At 32.7% G+C, this 15,071-nt stretch carries 16 protein-coding genes and 6 tRNA genes; 11 read left to right on the top strand and 11 right to left on the bottom strand.

Annotation, left to right across the window (positions count from 1 at the left end; all coding sequences use genetic code 11):
* Nucleotides 1-4: 4 nt before the first annotated feature.
* The 9 genes from IKS50_RS02685 to IKS50_RS02725 form a co-directional block, all read right to left on the bottom strand.
* On the bottom strand, nucleotides 5-490 hold the full coding sequence (locus IKS50_RS02685; RefSeq protein ID WP_292844951.1) for a hypothetical protein: 486 nt from the start codon (nucleotides 488-490) through the stop codon (nucleotides 5-7).
* Nucleotides 483-1,346, bottom strand: coding sequence for an ABC transporter ATP-binding protein (locus IKS50_RS02690; protein WP_292844954.1), 864 nt, complete (start codon nucleotides 1,344-1,346; stop codon nucleotides 483-485). The genes IKS50_RS02685 and IKS50_RS02690 overlap by 8 nt, the downstream gene beginning before the upstream one ends.
* A 15-nt stretch (nucleotides 1,347-1,361) precedes the next feature.
* Nucleotides 1,362-2,126, bottom strand: coding sequence for an ABC transporter permease (locus IKS50_RS02695; RefSeq protein ID WP_292844957.1), 765 nt, complete (start codon nucleotides 2,124-2,126; stop codon nucleotides 1,362-1,364).
* A 61-nt stretch (nucleotides 2,127-2,187) separates the two neighbouring features.
* Nucleotides 2,188-2,478, bottom strand: coding sequence for a phosphoribosyl-ATP diphosphatase (gene hisE, locus IKS50_RS02700; RefSeq protein WP_292844960.1), 291 nt, complete (start codon nucleotides 2,476-2,478; stop codon nucleotides 2,188-2,190).
* Nucleotides 2,475-3,281, bottom strand: a complete 807-nt coding sequence (locus tag IKS50_RS02705; RefSeq protein ID WP_292844963.1) for a CBS domain-containing protein — start codon at nucleotides 3,279-3,281, stop codon at nucleotides 2,475-2,477. Before IKS50_RS02705 ends, hisE begins: the two co-directional genes overlap by 4 nt.
* A 10-nt stretch (nucleotides 3,282-3,291) precedes the next feature.
* A complete protein-coding gene (gene gatB / locus IKS50_RS02710; RefSeq protein ID WP_292844966.1) occupies nucleotides 3,292-4,644 on the bottom strand; it encodes an Asp-tRNA(Asn)/Glu-tRNA(Gln) amidotransferase subunit GatB in 1,353 nt (450 codons plus the stop codon).
* Nucleotides 4,645-4,793: 149 nt separating this feature from the next.
* The gene (locus IKS50_RS02715; RefSeq protein ID WP_292844969.1) at nucleotides 4,794-5,561 is read right to left on the bottom strand and encodes a phosphocholine cytidylyltransferase family protein; all 768 of its coding nucleotides are present in this window, start codon (nucleotides 5,559-5,561) and stop codon (nucleotides 4,794-4,796) included.
* Nucleotides 5,562-5,565: 4 nt separating this feature from the next.
* The gene (locus IKS50_RS02720; RefSeq protein ID WP_292844972.1) at nucleotides 5,566-6,540 is read right to left on the bottom strand and encodes an NAD(P)H-dependent glycerol-3-phosphate dehydrogenase; all 975 of its coding nucleotides are present in this window, start codon (nucleotides 6,538-6,540) and stop codon (nucleotides 5,566-5,568) included.
* A gap of 52 nt (nucleotides 6,541-6,592) precedes the next feature.
* Nucleotides 6,593-7,573 (bottom strand): radical SAM protein, encoded by a 981-nt coding sequence (locus IKS50_RS02725; RefSeq protein ID WP_292844974.1) that lies wholly within the window; start codon nucleotides 7,571-7,573, stop codon nucleotides 6,593-6,595.
* Between the two features lie 192 nt (nucleotides 7,574-7,765).
* On the opposite strand from IKS50_RS02725, the gene IKS50_RS02730 reads away from it, so the two are divergent.
* From IKS50_RS02730 to IKS50_RS02765, 8 genes are all read left to right on the top strand, one after another.
* Nucleotides 7,766-7,838, top strand: a tRNA-Asn gene (locus IKS50_RS02730).
* A 5-nt stretch (nucleotides 7,839-7,843) separates the two neighbouring features.
* Nucleotides 7,844-7,917, top strand: a tRNA-Ile gene (locus tag IKS50_RS02735).
* A gap of 28 nt (nucleotides 7,918-7,945) precedes the next feature.
* Nucleotides 7,946-8,020 (top strand) — tRNA-Glu (locus IKS50_RS02740).
* 58 nt (nucleotides 8,021-8,078) lie between these two features.
* A tRNA-Leu gene (locus IKS50_RS02745) sits at nucleotides 8,079-8,161 on the top strand.
* 35 nt (nucleotides 8,162-8,196) lie between these two features.
* Nucleotides 8,197-8,272: transfer RNA gene (locus IKS50_RS02750), tRNA-His, on the top strand.
* A 92-nt stretch (nucleotides 8,273-8,364) separates the two neighbouring features.
* On the top strand, nucleotides 8,365-8,775 hold the full coding sequence (gene hjc / locus IKS50_RS02755) for a Holliday junction resolvase Hjc (protein ID WP_292844976.1): 411 nt from the start codon (nucleotides 8,365-8,367) through the stop codon (nucleotides 8,773-8,775).
* 50 nt (nucleotides 8,776-8,825) lie between these two features.
* Nucleotides 8,826-8,974: transfer RNA gene (locus IKS50_RS02760), tRNA-Trp, on the top strand.
* 58 nt (nucleotides 8,975-9,032) lie between these two features.
* Nucleotides 9,033-9,638 (top strand): MBL fold metallo-hydrolase, encoded by a 606-nt coding sequence (locus IKS50_RS02765; protein WP_292844979.1) that lies wholly within the window; start codon nucleotides 9,033-9,035, stop codon nucleotides 9,636-9,638.
* Here IKS50_RS02765 and IKS50_RS02770 read toward each other — a convergent pair.
* Nucleotides 9,627-10,277 (bottom strand): TrkA family potassium uptake protein, encoded by a 651-nt coding sequence (locus IKS50_RS02770; protein WP_292844982.1) that lies wholly within the window; start codon nucleotides 10,275-10,277, stop codon nucleotides 9,627-9,629. The genes IKS50_RS02765 and IKS50_RS02770 overlap by 12 nt on opposite strands.
* 53 nt (nucleotides 10,278-10,330) lie before the next feature.
* The gene (locus IKS50_RS02775; protein WP_292844985.1) at nucleotides 10,331-11,764 is read right to left on the bottom strand and encodes a TrkH family potassium uptake protein; all 1,434 of its coding nucleotides are present in this window, start codon (nucleotides 11,762-11,764) and stop codon (nucleotides 10,331-10,333) included.
* A gap of 66 nt (nucleotides 11,765-11,830) precedes the next feature.
* Here IKS50_RS02775 and IKS50_RS02780 point away from each other — a divergent pair, with 66 nt between their 5' ends.
* From IKS50_RS02780 to fhcD, 3 genes are all read left to right on the top strand, one after another.
* Nucleotides 11,831-12,880, top strand: a complete 1,050-nt coding sequence (locus tag IKS50_RS02780; RefSeq protein WP_292844988.1) for a UPF0104 family protein — start codon at nucleotides 11,831-11,833, stop codon at nucleotides 12,878-12,880.
* A gap of 11 nt (nucleotides 12,881-12,891) precedes the next feature.
* Nucleotides 12,892-13,962 (top strand): acyltransferase, encoded by a 1,071-nt coding sequence (locus IKS50_RS02785; RefSeq protein ID WP_292844991.1) that lies wholly within the window; start codon nucleotides 12,892-12,894, stop codon nucleotides 13,960-13,962.
* Nucleotides 13,963-14,090: 128 nt separating this feature from the next.
* Entirely contained in the window at nucleotides 14,091-14,978 is an 888-nt protein-coding gene (fhcD, locus tag IKS50_RS02790; protein ID WP_292844993.1) for a formylmethanofuran--tetrahydromethanopterin N-formyltransferase, read from the top strand.
* The last annotated feature ends 93 nt before the right edge of the window (nucleotides 14,979-15,071 follow it).

A 15,071-nucleotide genomic window follows, 5' to 3' on the forward strand; every position in this document is an offset into this window, starting at 1 on the left:
TTCCCTATTTGTTTTGTTTAAAGTTGTGCTGTATTGTATCAACTATAAAATTCCAATCATCTTCCCAATTTTTATACTTATCCATTTTCAATTCAATAGTACGGTTATCCTTTACAAAATAAGTCATTGTGTACTTTTTATCTGTTGTTAAGTTTTTATAGTAGATAATATTTGCAGTGCTGTTTTGTTTTGTGTCTTTGATTTCAATATCACTATCTTCTTCAAACGATTTCAGTGTTGAATTGAATTCTTTCAAAGCTTTATCTCCAACACCCATAATTGTAATGTTGGCGGTATGATTTTGATGGTCTAATAAACTTACAAAATTATCCTTGTTTTTCAGTAAATTAAATCCACTAGGCAATGTTATTGTCATCTCATCAGCGACTGTAACAGCTTTTCCAACAGTGGTTGATGAATCGACAATTAGATACATACATGCTATTCCAGCTATTAAAATGACTAGTATTCCAAACCATCTTTTATCCATATTTCTTCCTCAATTTACGTTTCATTTTCTTTTCTTTTTTGATTCTTGCATAATTAGCATCTTCAACATAGGCATCGCAGACTTCATCAGCTGGACCTTCCATGATTAGTTTACCGTTGTCAATCCAAATGCATCTGTCGCATATTCTTCTGACTTGGTTGATGGAGTGGGACACTAAAAGAACAGTTACTCCTTCAGCCATCATCTCATTAATCTTTTCACCACTCTTTTTCCTGAATTTGATATCTCCAACTGATAAAATCTCATCGATAATCAAGATATCCGGATCAATAAGGGTAGCTATTGAAAATCCTAATTTCGCTTTCATACCTTTAGAATAGTTTTTAACCGGGAAATTAATGTAATCTCCGAGTTCGGAGTATTCAACGATTTCATCGTATTTTGAATCAAGGTATTCCTTATCCATACTGAGTAAGGCACCATTTAAATAAATATTATCTTTTCCAGAGTAGTTTTTATCAAAACCAGCACTTAATTCGAGCAATGGAGCAATTTTACCATTAATGGTAATGTCTCCTTCTGTAGGTTCATAAATTCCGGCAATGATTCTGAGCAAAGTACTCTTTCCTGCTCCATTAAAACCTAGAATTCCTAATTTTTCTCCTCTATTGACTGTAAAGGAAATGTCATCAAGGACTTTGACTGTTTTTGTCTCTCCTTTATTACGTTTTATGGTTCTGATTACGTACTCTTTTATGGTATCGATTTTATCATTGGAAACTTTAAATTCCATTGTTAAATGTTCTACCTTAATCGCAACGCCAGATTCTAAGGCGGAATTATAGTTAATTGAGGTATTGTTGAATATTTTATCGATTATATTTCTTATGCCCATTATATTCCTCCTTATCTATAATTCTAAAGTTAATTTCTTACCATAAATATTAAACATCAAAAGTCCGATTCCAAGTGTTGTCAATGCAAATACTCCAATGTATAGCATTGTAGAGAAACTTGGCGCAACTCCATAAACACACTGTCTGACACAGGTCATTGCACAATAAACAGGATTCAGTGAAAATATTATCTGGAACTTGGTTGGAACGATTTCGATTGGATAGAACAATGCGGATGCATATAATAATACTAATGTGAATACATTGTATAGGTATCCGATATCTGTGAAATAAGTGTTACAGACTGCAAGGATCAATCCAACACCAAATATTAATATAATTACTAAAAAAATTGGTATAATCGCATATACTAGTGTAAAGTGGAATGGTGCACCAGTAAGTAGCATAACACCAAATAATATTACAAAGGAAATTAAAAAGTTTACAAATTCATAACATATTGAACTGACTGGGAACATGGAACGAGGCACATATATCTTTTTAAGCAAACGTGCGTTTTTCCTGATAGAATTCATTGCACCTTTAGTACCATGATTATAAAAATCAAATATGACTCTTCCTGCTAAATAATAAACCGGATAGTTTACAACATTTTTACCGAATAACATGGAAAATACTGCTGTAAAAACCAGCATTGTTAATAATGGGTTGAAAAAACTCCAAAGGATTCCTAAGACGGAATCCTTGTACTTTGCAGTCAGATTCTTTTTGACTAACTCAGTTAGTAAAAACTTTTTTTCAGAAAATGTATCGAACATTTTAATAACCAATTTTTTTGAATTAACTAAATTATGTTTAAATCTATTAATATATTTTTACTTATTTTCGTCTCCTAGCAAACTCTTTATAAATTTCATCGAGTTCTACACCTTTGTAAACTAGAAGCAATAATGTATGAAAGATTAAATCAACAGATTCATAAACTAAATTTTCATCGTTTTTAGATGCAATTAATACTTCTCCAGCTTCTTCAGCTATTTTTTCAAGTATTTTGTCCTCTGCTTTTTTATCGCTGTCTTTCATAATGTTGGAAGTGTATGAATCTATTGGATTATCCCTTCTTGACTCCAATACTTCATAAACCTCTCTAATGATTTTGTCATCACTCATTTATTGTCACCTTTAGCTTCTTGGTCTTGCATGCTTTCTGTAAGTGCAATCAAGGGGTGTTTATCATAATCAATGATTTCAATATCGTCGAAAGTCTTGATTCCCGCTTTATCTGCGGTTTTTTCCATACCTAATCTGATGTCTTGACCTAAATCAACAACATATGAATCAATGGTTTTATATCCTTTTTGTACTGAAGCTACGGCTCTGTGATGGCCGTCAACTAAAATCCATCTATCGCCAGTTTTTACAACAATTGCTGGCTCAGCTAACCCTTTTTCTAATTCATATGCTCTGCCTTCAAGTTCATCGGCATAAACCTTATCCTGAGTAGGTCTTAATTTATCAGTATCCACGGGCATATGTTTCAAAGTTGTTTTAATACCATATAATTGCTCCATAGTCTTTTTAAAGTACTCTACTTTATTTGGAGTGGACCTTTCAATATGGGACCTGACCATATCTGTATTTGTAATTAAACCAACTAAAGATCCATTCGAATCGACGACAGGCATTCTGGAAATCCCTTTTCTAAACATTACTCTAGATGCATCATTAATTGATAAATTCTGATTAGCGACAACTAGGTTTGTACTCATTATTCCTGAAACCTTATCCGCCCATTCTTTTGAGACGACATCGAATGCAGTTACCATTCCAACAAGTTTGTCATTTTCAACTACAGGATAACTGTTGTGGCGGCTTTCTTTCATAATTTCTATAACTCTTTCAGTTTCAGTATCCGGAGAAACATAGATGACATTTTTTGTCATATAATCTTTTACAAAAGATTTTTTCCCCATGTTATCCCTCCTATTCGATGTTTTCTCTTAAAAGCTTTACAGTCTCACCAGGGTCGGCTTTTCCACGAGTTATTCTCATTACTTGTCCAACTAAGAAGTTAAGGGAAGCTTTTTGACCGGATAAGTAATCATCAACTGCTTTTGGATTTTCTTCAATTGCCTGTTTTACTGCAGCCAATACTTCGTCTTCGTTGACAACACCTAATAAACCTAACTCTTCAGCAATTTCTTTAGGTGATTTATCATTATTTGGCATTTGTTCAATAATTTTATGAGCTGCTTTGGCGGTGATTTCTTTTGATTCAATCATTTTCAAGTATTCTACCAAATCACTGACAGTAATTCCACTATCTGCGAAGTCTAATTTGTTATAAGATAATACTCTTTTGAGTTCGTCTCTCATCCATTTAGCAGCAAATATTGGGTCAACTTCTTTTGCAACTTCTTCATATGCAATTGCCAAATCAAGTTCGGAAGTTAATACCTTAGCGGACTCTTCATCAATACCGTATTCTTTCACAAATCTTTTCACTTTGTTGTGAGGAGCTTCAGGCATTATGTCTAAAACTTTTTGTATAGTTTCATCAGAAATCTGCATCGGTGGCAGGTCAGGATCGGTAATGAATCTATAATCATCAGCATCCTCTTTCATTCTCATTCCAACAGTAATCATTTGAGATTCAAGGTATGCACGAGTTTCCTGTTTAACTTCAACTCCTCTTTTCACAAGATTCTTTTGTCTGATTAGTTCGAAATTCAATGATTTGTAAGCTCCTTTAATGGAGTTGATGTTTTTCATTTCAACCCTGTTTCCTCCATTGATGGAAATGTTTACGTCTGCTCTCATTGTACCTTCACCACGAGCAGCACCACTATATTGTAAAACACGAATCAATTCTTTTAAGAAGTTTCTTGCTTCTTCAGGAGATTTTATATCAGGTTCGGTTACAATTTCCACTAATGGAATTCCTGAACGGTTGAAGTTCACTGTACCCCTGTCAGGTTTGAATTGACCAGGATCTTCTTCAACGTGAATTTCTCTTATTCTGATTCCATTTAATTCGCCATTGAATCCAATTGGAACAGAAGTTCTTTGATAACCGGATGGTAAATCAGGATAATCGTAGTGTTTTCTCATAAAATATGTAACATCTTGGTCTATTTCACAGTTGAGCATTAAAGCAATCATTAATGCATTTTCTAATGCTTTTTCATTTGTAGGATGTGGTTTTGCACCCGGTTGATTAAGACAAACTGGACAGATGTTTGTGTTAATTGGTGCATCTTGATAATTTGTAGGGCAATCACAGAATAATTTTGATTGAGTTTCTAATTGAACGTGGATTTCAAGTCCACACATCATATCGACATCGTCACTAATAATAATTCCTCCCTTTTAGGATAATTTTTATATTATCATTATATCTGTTTATTTCAATTTATAAATATTTGTTAAAAATAGGTGTTTTTGCAAAGATTTTAAAGAATAAAAAAAGAAATAAAATTAATGAATTAATTTTCAAATTCATCAATTAACTTTTGGGCTTGATTCCAATCGTTATGGTCATCAATTTCAGTCCATTTGAGACCATTTGTTAAAACGTAGTCTATTGGACTAATATTACTTAATGTCTTGTATGCAAAATCGTAATAATTTTGTTTATCTTCGTCCATTAAACCTTCAAGAATTTCATTGAATTTTGAAATGTCTTTTTCAGCGACTTTTGAAACACCAATAAATTCACCAGTAGAACTTGGAATGTCAATTCCTTTTCCAATTTCTTTAATGGTTCCATTAGCTATTGTTTTATCTTCATTAAATGTTTCATTTTCAATAATCAGTTTAAAGGATTCTTCATTAAGGTCTTTATAATTATCTACAATTAAACTAGTATTTTCTCTTTCAGCTATCCTTGTGATAATTTCTGGATCAACTACATTGTCTCCATTGATTAATATAAAATCATCTGCTTGGTTCTCTTCAATATATTTACTCGCAATGTATGTGGAGACAGAGGTGTTTGTAACATCGTATTTTTCATTTTCCAAGATTTTGATGTTAATTGAATATTTTTCCTCTAATTTAGGAGCTAATTCAATTACTTTTTCCTTATTGTATCCAACAATCACTACAAAATCCTTAATGTCTTCGTTCATTAAGTTTTTCATCATTCTTTCAAGTAAAGTCATTCCATTTACTTCAAGTAATGGTTTTGGAATGTCTTTTGTGAGGGGCATTAATCTTGTACCCATTCCCGCTGATAAAATTACTCCAATCATATTATCACCATTTTATGTTCTCCCATAAAGTATTAAATGCTTTAATAGGAGTCATTCTTTCAATAATTACATCATAAACAAAATTTACAATATCGCTGTCAATGTGGTTATTGGAACAGATATCTTTAACTGCTCTAATAGAATTTTTACCTTCAAATACAATTCCACTTGCTGCTTCATCGATAATTAATCGTTGACCATATAAGATTCCAAGTGTATGATTTCTACTTTCAGAGGAGGTTGATGTTAAAATTAAATCTCCAAATCCACAGTATTCATGTGCGGTATCTGAAACTCCTCCGAATGCTTCAATAATTTTAATTGTATCTTTAAAACTTTTTGTTAAGATACCGTATCTTGCATTTTCGTTAATATTCATTCCTTCACATATTCCGTTAGCTATTGCATTAATATTTTTTAAAACACCACAAAGTTCAATTCCTCTGATATCATTGATAATTTTAACTTTGAAATATTTAGTGGTTAGCACTTCTTTAACTTTTTGTGAATTTTCAGCCTTTCTTGATGCGATATTTGTCACAGTAGGCTGATTTAACATTATTTCAGACGCAAAATTAGGTCCGGATAATACTACATAATTCTCATTAAAGTATTCAGATATTAAATCCCCCATAGTTTTTAAAGAAGGATATTCAATCCCTTTTGCAGTTGTAACAAGAATGGTATCCTCATCAATCACATCTTTTAAATTTTTTAAAGTATCTCTAAATGCAGATGACGGAATTGCTAAAAATATAATTTCACAATCGCTTAAATCATTTAAATTTGTGGTCGCTTTAATGTTTTCGTTTAATTTCTGATTAGGATAGTAATGTGTATTATATCCTGTATTGTTAATATCATCACATAAATCCTGTTTTCTCACATGTAATAATAATTGATTTACATTTTCACTGATTGTTTGTGAAATTGCTGTACCTAAAGAACCAGCACCAATAACTCCTACTTTCGATGTCATTATTACACCTTTTTTCAATAATTGTTTTTATTATTAATATATTAGTTATAATTTAATATTTATTTTTTAAAGATTCTTTAACATATCGTTTGATAAATTTGTCTAAGTCTGGTGAAATTTCACTTTGTTCAGGACCTAACTTGGTTTTATCAGTAAATGTTCCTTTTAATTCTCTTCCAGCCCATTTAACTTCCTCTTCAACTCTTTTCCCGTATTTAGTTCCAAACATTTTAAATAATGGGAATTTTGTAATTCCATTAGCTCCACTTAAAATTAATATGCCAATGTTTGCAAGATTATCAATCCAAGTTCCGCATATTATTTCAATATCGGGGAAAGCTAGTCTTACTTGGGATACAACTTGGGCATAATAAAGTGAGGCCGGCTGTGAAGAGTTAGCATAGATTGTTTCCTTGTGGGGATTAAGAGAATAAAAAATAACTCTATCAATTTGATGCTCTTTAATGTAATCTATTATATACTGAACGTCATCTAGTGTTTCTCCTAGCCCTAAAATTATTGTGATTGCTTTTTTAAATCCTAAATCTCCAGCAACATCTAGCATATTACTGATGTCTTCTAATTTTTTAGAAGGACAAACTCTATTATGGATTTCAGGATTAGCAACTTCAACCGCACCAGTAATTCCTGTGATTTCATCATCGTATTGGTCTAAATCATCTGTGATTCCTGTATTTAACCAAACTCCCTCTCCGGTAATATCTTTTATAGTTGAGGCAATATTTTTAATTTCTTGTGTTGTAAATGATTTGTATCCTCCTGATAAAAATTCTATATTCCAGTCAAGACGTTTGCACATTTCAGCTTCTGCATAAATATTTGAAATGTTTCGTCTTGCTTTTGTTGGATCTTTTATTTTTTCTTTTTGTGTAGACATGTAACAGAAGGCGCAATCTCCTTTATCACACCACCATGATAAAAATACTGCTCTTTCAAGAGTAATTAAATTGCCATGATTTTTTAAAGTGACATCATTAGCTTTTTTAATTTGGTCAAATATGTTGGAATCCATACTTGTATATTTGCTCTTTAAAGTTTATATAATAATAGTAATTAAAAATTATTGCATTCATTGTTTTTTCATGAAAAATTTAAAATAATCAAAACCTTTATATACTATACCAATAATAACTATTATTACTGTTTAAAGTCTTTTGATTTTTAATCATGGGTTTTATTTGGTTAAGTTAGATGGGTGTCTCATGCCATCGTAGCTCAGTAGGTAGAGCGTTCGGCTGTTAACCGATTGGTCACAGGTTCGAGCCCTGTCGATGGCGCTTTTGGGCCCATAGCTTAGCCAGGTAGAGCGTCCGGCTCATAACCGGAAGGTCATGGGTTCGAACCCCATTGGGCCCATGGTAATAAAAACGTTATTTGTATATCTGCTCCGGTGGTGTAGTCCGGCCAATCATTTCGGCCTTTCGAGCCGAAGACTCGGGTTCGAATCCCGGCCGGAGCATTCTAAAAAAATTTGTTAAGATTTTTAATGGTTTCTATGTATCCTTTGTTTTTATTAAGCGGGGGTGCCCGAGAGGCCAAAGGGGACAGGCTTAGGACCTGTTGACGCAGGTCTACCAGGGTTCAAATCCCTGCTCCCGCACTTTAACAATTTTTTTTCATTTGTTTATTATAAATGCCGGGGTAGGGTAGGTGGTCATCCTCCGGGACTGTGGATCCCGGGACTCGGGTTCGAATCTCGGCTCCGGCCCCATTTATAAAACTATTTTTTTCATATTACTTTTCAAATGCTCTCTCATTTTATTTATATATGGTCAAATTCAGATATTTTAATTGAGTGTTAATATGGCTAAAAAAGGATCTGCTGAAGAAAGGGATTTGGTACATAAATTATGGGAAAGGAATTTTGCTGCTATGCGCGCTCCGGCTTCTGGAGGGGCTACTAAAAGACCTTTACCTGATGTTATAGCTGGAAATGGTAAGATATATTTGGCTATTGAAGTTAAGACAACTACCAAAGATAAGATTTACATAGAAGAAGAACAAATCACTTCCCTTTGCGAATTTTCAAAAATTTTTGGAGCTAAACCATATATTGGTGTTAGATTTAAATACACAAAATGGCTATTTTTAGAACCTAATGCTACTCCTAGAACTAAAAACGGAAATTATAAGGTCGAAAAGGATTATGCATTAGAAAAAGGCTTTGAAATTGATGAAATAGCGGGCATTGATAAACAAATGAAATTTGAATAATTGCAAATATTTATATATCATTAAAATGTAACTAATTATGTATGTTATGTGGGGTTATGGTGTAACCTGGCAGCATCGGGGACTCCAGTTGTCTTTGAAGAAATTATACGCGTAACTGAACAGTACTTGTTGTGATGAACAATTGGAGTACTGAGGCAAGAGACATCCCCGGATTGGGGTTCAAATCCCTATGACCCCATTTTTATACAAACTTCTTTTCAAAACTTTTAATTACTTTCTAGATTATATTATCTTTCATGAGCTCAATTGTTTTTATAATAGGTTTTAATTATGATTCAAATTGTTATTTAATCAATGATAATATTTTAGTTGATACTGGTGCGGGCCATAATAAAGATTATTTATTCTCAAAACTTCGTGAAAATGGAGTTGAACCGGAAGATATTGAATTTGTTGTTAATACTCATTGTCATTTTGACCATATTGGAGGGAATCATTTCTTCCCGGATGCTAAAATTGCAGTTCATAAATTAGATGCAATTTCAATTAAAAATGAAGATTCTTTAGGCACTTCTATTTCAGCATTTGAAAATGCTGATAACTCAAGAGTAGATATTGAATTAGAAGAAGGGGACAAAATTGCCGATTTTGAAGTAATCCATACTCCGGGACATACTAGTGGGGGAATATGTCTTTGGGATGGTAAAAACTTAATTAGCGGAGACACAATATTTGCTGGCGGCGGTGTTGGCAGAATGGATATTGGTGGCGATTATCAAGACATGAAAAACAGTGTTAAAAAATTAATGGAATTAGATGTTAAAAACATCTATCCTGGACACGGTCCAATAGTTGAAGGAATTGGAAAAGAGCATATTAAAATGTCTTATTCAATTCTCTAATTTTTTAGAAACCTTTTTTAAAGTTCCTCGTTTAAGAAGTAATGATACTTTTTCCCCAAGGTTTATTGTATCATCAGGTTGTGGAATGATCAATTTGCCTTTTTTATAAGTAGCAACAATTATGTAGTCTTTTGTAGGGGAAATGTCCTTAAAACGTTTTCCAACAACCTTTTTATTTGTTATTGTCATTTCAATAATTTCTGCATCTCCTTCGCCAAGGGTGGTTAATTTTGATACTCTTGGATTTGTTACATATTGCGCTAAATCTCTTGCAGCACTTATTTCGGGACTTATTACTTTATCAATCCCTACTTCTTTAAATGCTTCTTCGTGATCAGGGTTACTTACACGAGCAACAATGGTTTCAACATCATATTTTCTAACTAAGATGCATGAAAGTAAATTTGCTTCGTCATTTCCAGTTGTTGCAATAAAACAATCTGCGTCTTCGATATTTGTTTCTTCAAGTAGTTTAGAACTTGTCCCATTTCCATGAATAACGAGCGCATCTAAATCTGCTGCGACTTCATTACATAATGCTTCATCACTTTCGATTAAAGTAATGTCAGCACCACTATCAATCAATAAATTCGCAAGAGCACGGCCAACACGGCCTCCTCCCATAATAATTGCATACACAAAATCACCCTCAAATAATTAATAATCAATATTTATTTTATGATAATATAAATCTATCTTTTAAATATTTCGAAAAATGCTCTTAATGTAATTAATACTGGGTATATTTCTAACCTTCCAGTCCACATATCAAACATACTAACTATTTTAATTATTGGATTTAAGGTGTAATCAATTATTCCAAGCTCTAAACCGTTATTTCCCTGCAATGACATTGCAGCAAACAAACTTCTAAATGGGTCATAACCAAATAAACAGAATAATCCCCAAGTAAACATTATAAACATCATATACAGTGTTATATAACTTCCTGCCTGTGCTATGGATTTTTCAGGGATTTTATGTCCATGCAATTTTACAGCAACCACTCTACCTTCAGGTGATAAAATTTCCCTAATATGTCTATAAATTCCTTTAAAGAATGTAATCATACGTACAAGCTTAATTGCACCTACTGTAGATCCGTTTGAACCTCCAGTCAGCATTAAACACATTAAACATATTATAACAAAACTAGGCCAACCTGCCATTGCTTGAGTAGGTGCCACACTAGCACCGGTTGTTGTCATTACTGACACAACTGTGAATAATAACTCCATCGGAACAATGTTTGAAACAAAATAGAGCATTAAAGTTACGCCTGCAATAACTGTGATGATTATTTTAAATTGTAAATCATCAAGTAAAGACTTTCCTTTTGTTTTAATAACTTTATAATGGACTAAAAAGCTTGTTGCACCTAATATCATCAATACGATTGTAATAAAGTAAATTACATCGCTCTGATAAAATCCCATATTCGCATTTTTAACATTCATTCCTCCGGTAGAAATGATACAAAAAGTATTGCAAATGGAGTCAAAAACAGGCATTCCTGCAAGGATATACAATGTAATTCCGATTACAGTATAAATAATGTAAATTTTCATTGTTTTTTCAAGGGTGGTTTTAATACTAGGTTTAATACGCTCTTCACGTGCTTCAGATTGATATAATTTTGAGGATACTGATCCGGGTTTTGTCAAAACTCCAATCACCATAACAACAACCCCTAAACCACCAATCCATTGTTCAAGAGCTCTAAAAAATAAGATACTATGAGGTAAACCTTCAACATTTGTAAAAATTGTTATTCCGGTACCTGTTAAAGCGGATACGCTTTCAAAAATTCCATCAACAAGTGGGATTCCTGTTGCAAGTACAATAACAAGTCCTCCGATTATGCCTGCCCAAAACCATGCAAATGATGAAACCATCATCCCATGTTTAAGGCGCATTTTTTTATTTACATCCTCCTCGAAATATCTTAATTCAAAAATACCTAATAATATTGAAATTAATCCAGGAATGAGAAAACTAACTAAATTGAATTCAAAATAAATTAAATCAACTAATATTGGAATCAGGCACATAATCCCTATTCCTATCATTAGGTATCCTGAATTTCTTGCAACAATTAATAAGTCTGTTTTTGTAATGTACCTCATTACTCTAAAATTTGAATAAAATTCTATATAAATTTATAAGTAATAGGAATTTAAAACTAATAAATAATGGATAAAAAAATGGTATTTTTCTTTGGGATAAGTATTCTTATATTGGCTGTAATGTTATATTTTGTAGGCATAGACAAAGTAATTGTTGCTTTAGAAATAGCTAAATTGGAATATATTGCCATTGCCATTGCTATGCAAATATTTACTTATTATTTATACACTCTTCGTTGGAAAATCCTTAATAACTTAGTTGATATTAATGTAGGGATAAAAAAACTACTTCCAATGGTTTTAGTTGGCCTTGCAGTTAATAACATCACTCCATCTGGACGTGGTGGGGGCGAACCTGTTAGGGCATATCTTTTATCTCGTGAAGGGGGTTACTTGATGGAAGAAACATTTGCAACTGTTGTAGCTGATAGAGCATTAGACACTTTCCCATTTGTTGTTCTTGCTGTTATAACAATTATAGGGATGGCTTTATCCTTTAAGATGGATTTATGGTTACTTGTTATAATGGTTTTAGCGGTAATAGCTATTGTGGCTCTTTTAATTTTAATTATATATATGTCAATTAATCCTGGTTTTGGAAAAAGGGTTGATGGATGGATAATCGGTCTTGTTAGAAGATTTTATAAGAAAAATTCTGAGGAATTAGAAGAAAAAATCCATGGTGTGATTCATGGTTTTCAAGACACTATGAAACTGGTTATCTATAATAAAAATGTCATGTATTATGCATTGCCATTGTCTTTTGTAATATGGATTTTTGAGATTTTAAGAGTTTATTTCGTATTTTTAGCTTTTGGAGCAAACGTAAATCTATTTGTAATTGGAGAAGTATTCATTGTTGCATGTTTGGTAGGTATGATTCCGCTTCTTCCTGGAGGTCTTGGAGCTGTTGACGGAATAATGATTCTTTTCTACTCAGCGGCGGGCATAACCGCATCAATAAGTGCTGCGGCAACAGTTATTGAAAGATTAATTTCATTCTGGATGGCTACAATAATTGGTTTAGTGATTTTGCCTTATTACGGTTCATCCGTTCTTGATAAAATTTCATTGGGTTCAAAGGAACAAATAGAAGAAAGGTCTGAAGAAAATTAAAGGTTATTCTGATGGTTTTTAATAATTCTAAAAGGATATTTTACTTTGATGCTCTAAGGACAATTGCTATTTTATGTGTTGTCTTATTGCATGTCACTGGCCACCTTGGGGAAATAATGAATTATAATATCTCAACGATTTATTCATTCAATGGTGCTTTTGAGATATTTGCAAATAATTTCTTCCGAATAGGCATTGCATTATTTTTAATGTTGTCCGGAGCACTGCTGCTTGGAAGGGATTGGGACATTAGGAGCTTTTTTTCTAAACGCATTCCGCGAATTACAAAACCGTTCATCTTCTGGTCACTTATTTTCAGCATCATGTTGATTTCAGCATCTTATTTCATTTCAAGTATTGATTTTGTTACTAAATTCGGAATTTTGGATATGTTAAAAGTGTTTTGGGATACTCTAACATGTCAAGCACCGGGATCTGCTGTTTATTGGTTTTTCTGGATGATGCTGGGGATGTATATTATAATGCCGATATTCAATAAATGGATTAACAATACGGATTTGTCTAAAGTGGAGTATTTTTTAATAATATGGATGATATACATCATTGCCGCCCATACATTAATGGCTCCGGTTCCGGAAATAGTGTCATTTTTCGTTAGTCCAATAGGTTTTGTTGTTTTAGGCTATTATTTGAGATACAATGAAAGAAAAATATTTAATAATCCTATTGTGGCTTTGATATTTATTATGGTTCCTGCCGCATTGATGATGTTTTATTCTTATAGTGTTGTTGATACAACCATTCTATTTGTTTTTCATAGATATTCTATTTTGGTCATGATGGAAGCTATTGGGGTATTCTGCCTATTTAAAACAAGTTCATTTTTAAACAATCCTGGAAACGGTGTAAAAAATGTGGTTTCATCGGTTGCAATGTGCAGTTATGGAATGTATTTAATTCACAGTCAGCTTATTATGGTAACCCGTAAAATTTTGCATCTCTCTTTAGGCTTTTCTGCTGAATATATTATTTTATTTATTGTGGGATTTGTATTTTCCTGGATTATAATCTATATTTTAAGCAAAATTCCATTCATTGATGATTTCATTGGGGTCAAATGATTTTGAACTTTTTAAAATTTTATGAAAAAATGTTGTTTCAATTAAAATAGAAAACTTTATTTTAATATATAATCATAAATTTTATTATCACAAAAAATTTAATTCTTTAAAAAAATTTTGGTGAAAATATGGAAATAAATGGCGTAGAAATTAAAGATACTTATGCAGAAGGTTTTGGAATTAAAGTAAGTAGAATCTTAGTTACAGCTGCAACCGCAAAATTAGCAAAAATTGCAGCTACTGAAGCAACCGGTTACGGAACTTCTGTTATTGGATGTCCTGCAGAAGCAGGTATTGACTGCTATGTTCCAGCTGAATGCACACCTGATGGAAGACCTGGATATGCAATCATGATTTGCCACATGGGCAAAAAAGCACTCGATCATGAATTAATGGAAAGAATCGGAATGTGTGTTTTAACTGCTCCTACCGCAGCAGCATTCAACTTACTCGAATCAGAAGAAACCTTAAAAATCGGTAAAAAATTAAAATTCTTCGGTGACGGATTTGAAAAAGAATGTTGCATCGACGGAAGAAAAATCCACTCTATTCCAATCATGTCCGGTGACTTCTTAGTAGAATCAGAATTCGGATACAAAGATGGTGTAGCAGGAGGAAACTTCTTCATTTTAGCAAAAGACCAAATAACTGGTGTTAAAGCAGCAGATATGGCAGTTAAAGCTATTTCTCAAGTTAAAGGTGTAATTACTCCATTCCCTGGAGGTATTGTTGCATCCGGTTCCAAAGTAGGATCCAATTCATATACATTTTTACCTGCATCCACTAACGAAAAAATGTGTGTAACATTAAAAGACGAAGTGGAATCTGACATTAGAGAAGATGCTGATGGCGTATTCGAAATCGTTATTGACGGTTTAGATGAAGAATCTGTAAAAGCAGCTATGAAAGCAGGTATTGTTGCAGCTTGTTCAGTTGACGGCGTACTTGAAATCAGTGCAGGTAACTTCGACGGAAACTTAGGTTCTTACATCATAAACTTACATGATTTATTCTAGAGAGTTAAACTCTCTTCTTTTCTCTTTTTTTCAATTTTACTATAATTTAATATATCATTTTAAACATACTAAATTTAACAGATACTAATGTTG

It is taken from the genome of Methanobrevibacter sp. (genome assembly GCF_017539065.1).
Classification (GTDB): domain Archaea; phylum Methanobacteriota; class Methanobacteria; order Methanobacteriales; family Methanobacteriaceae; genus Methanocatella.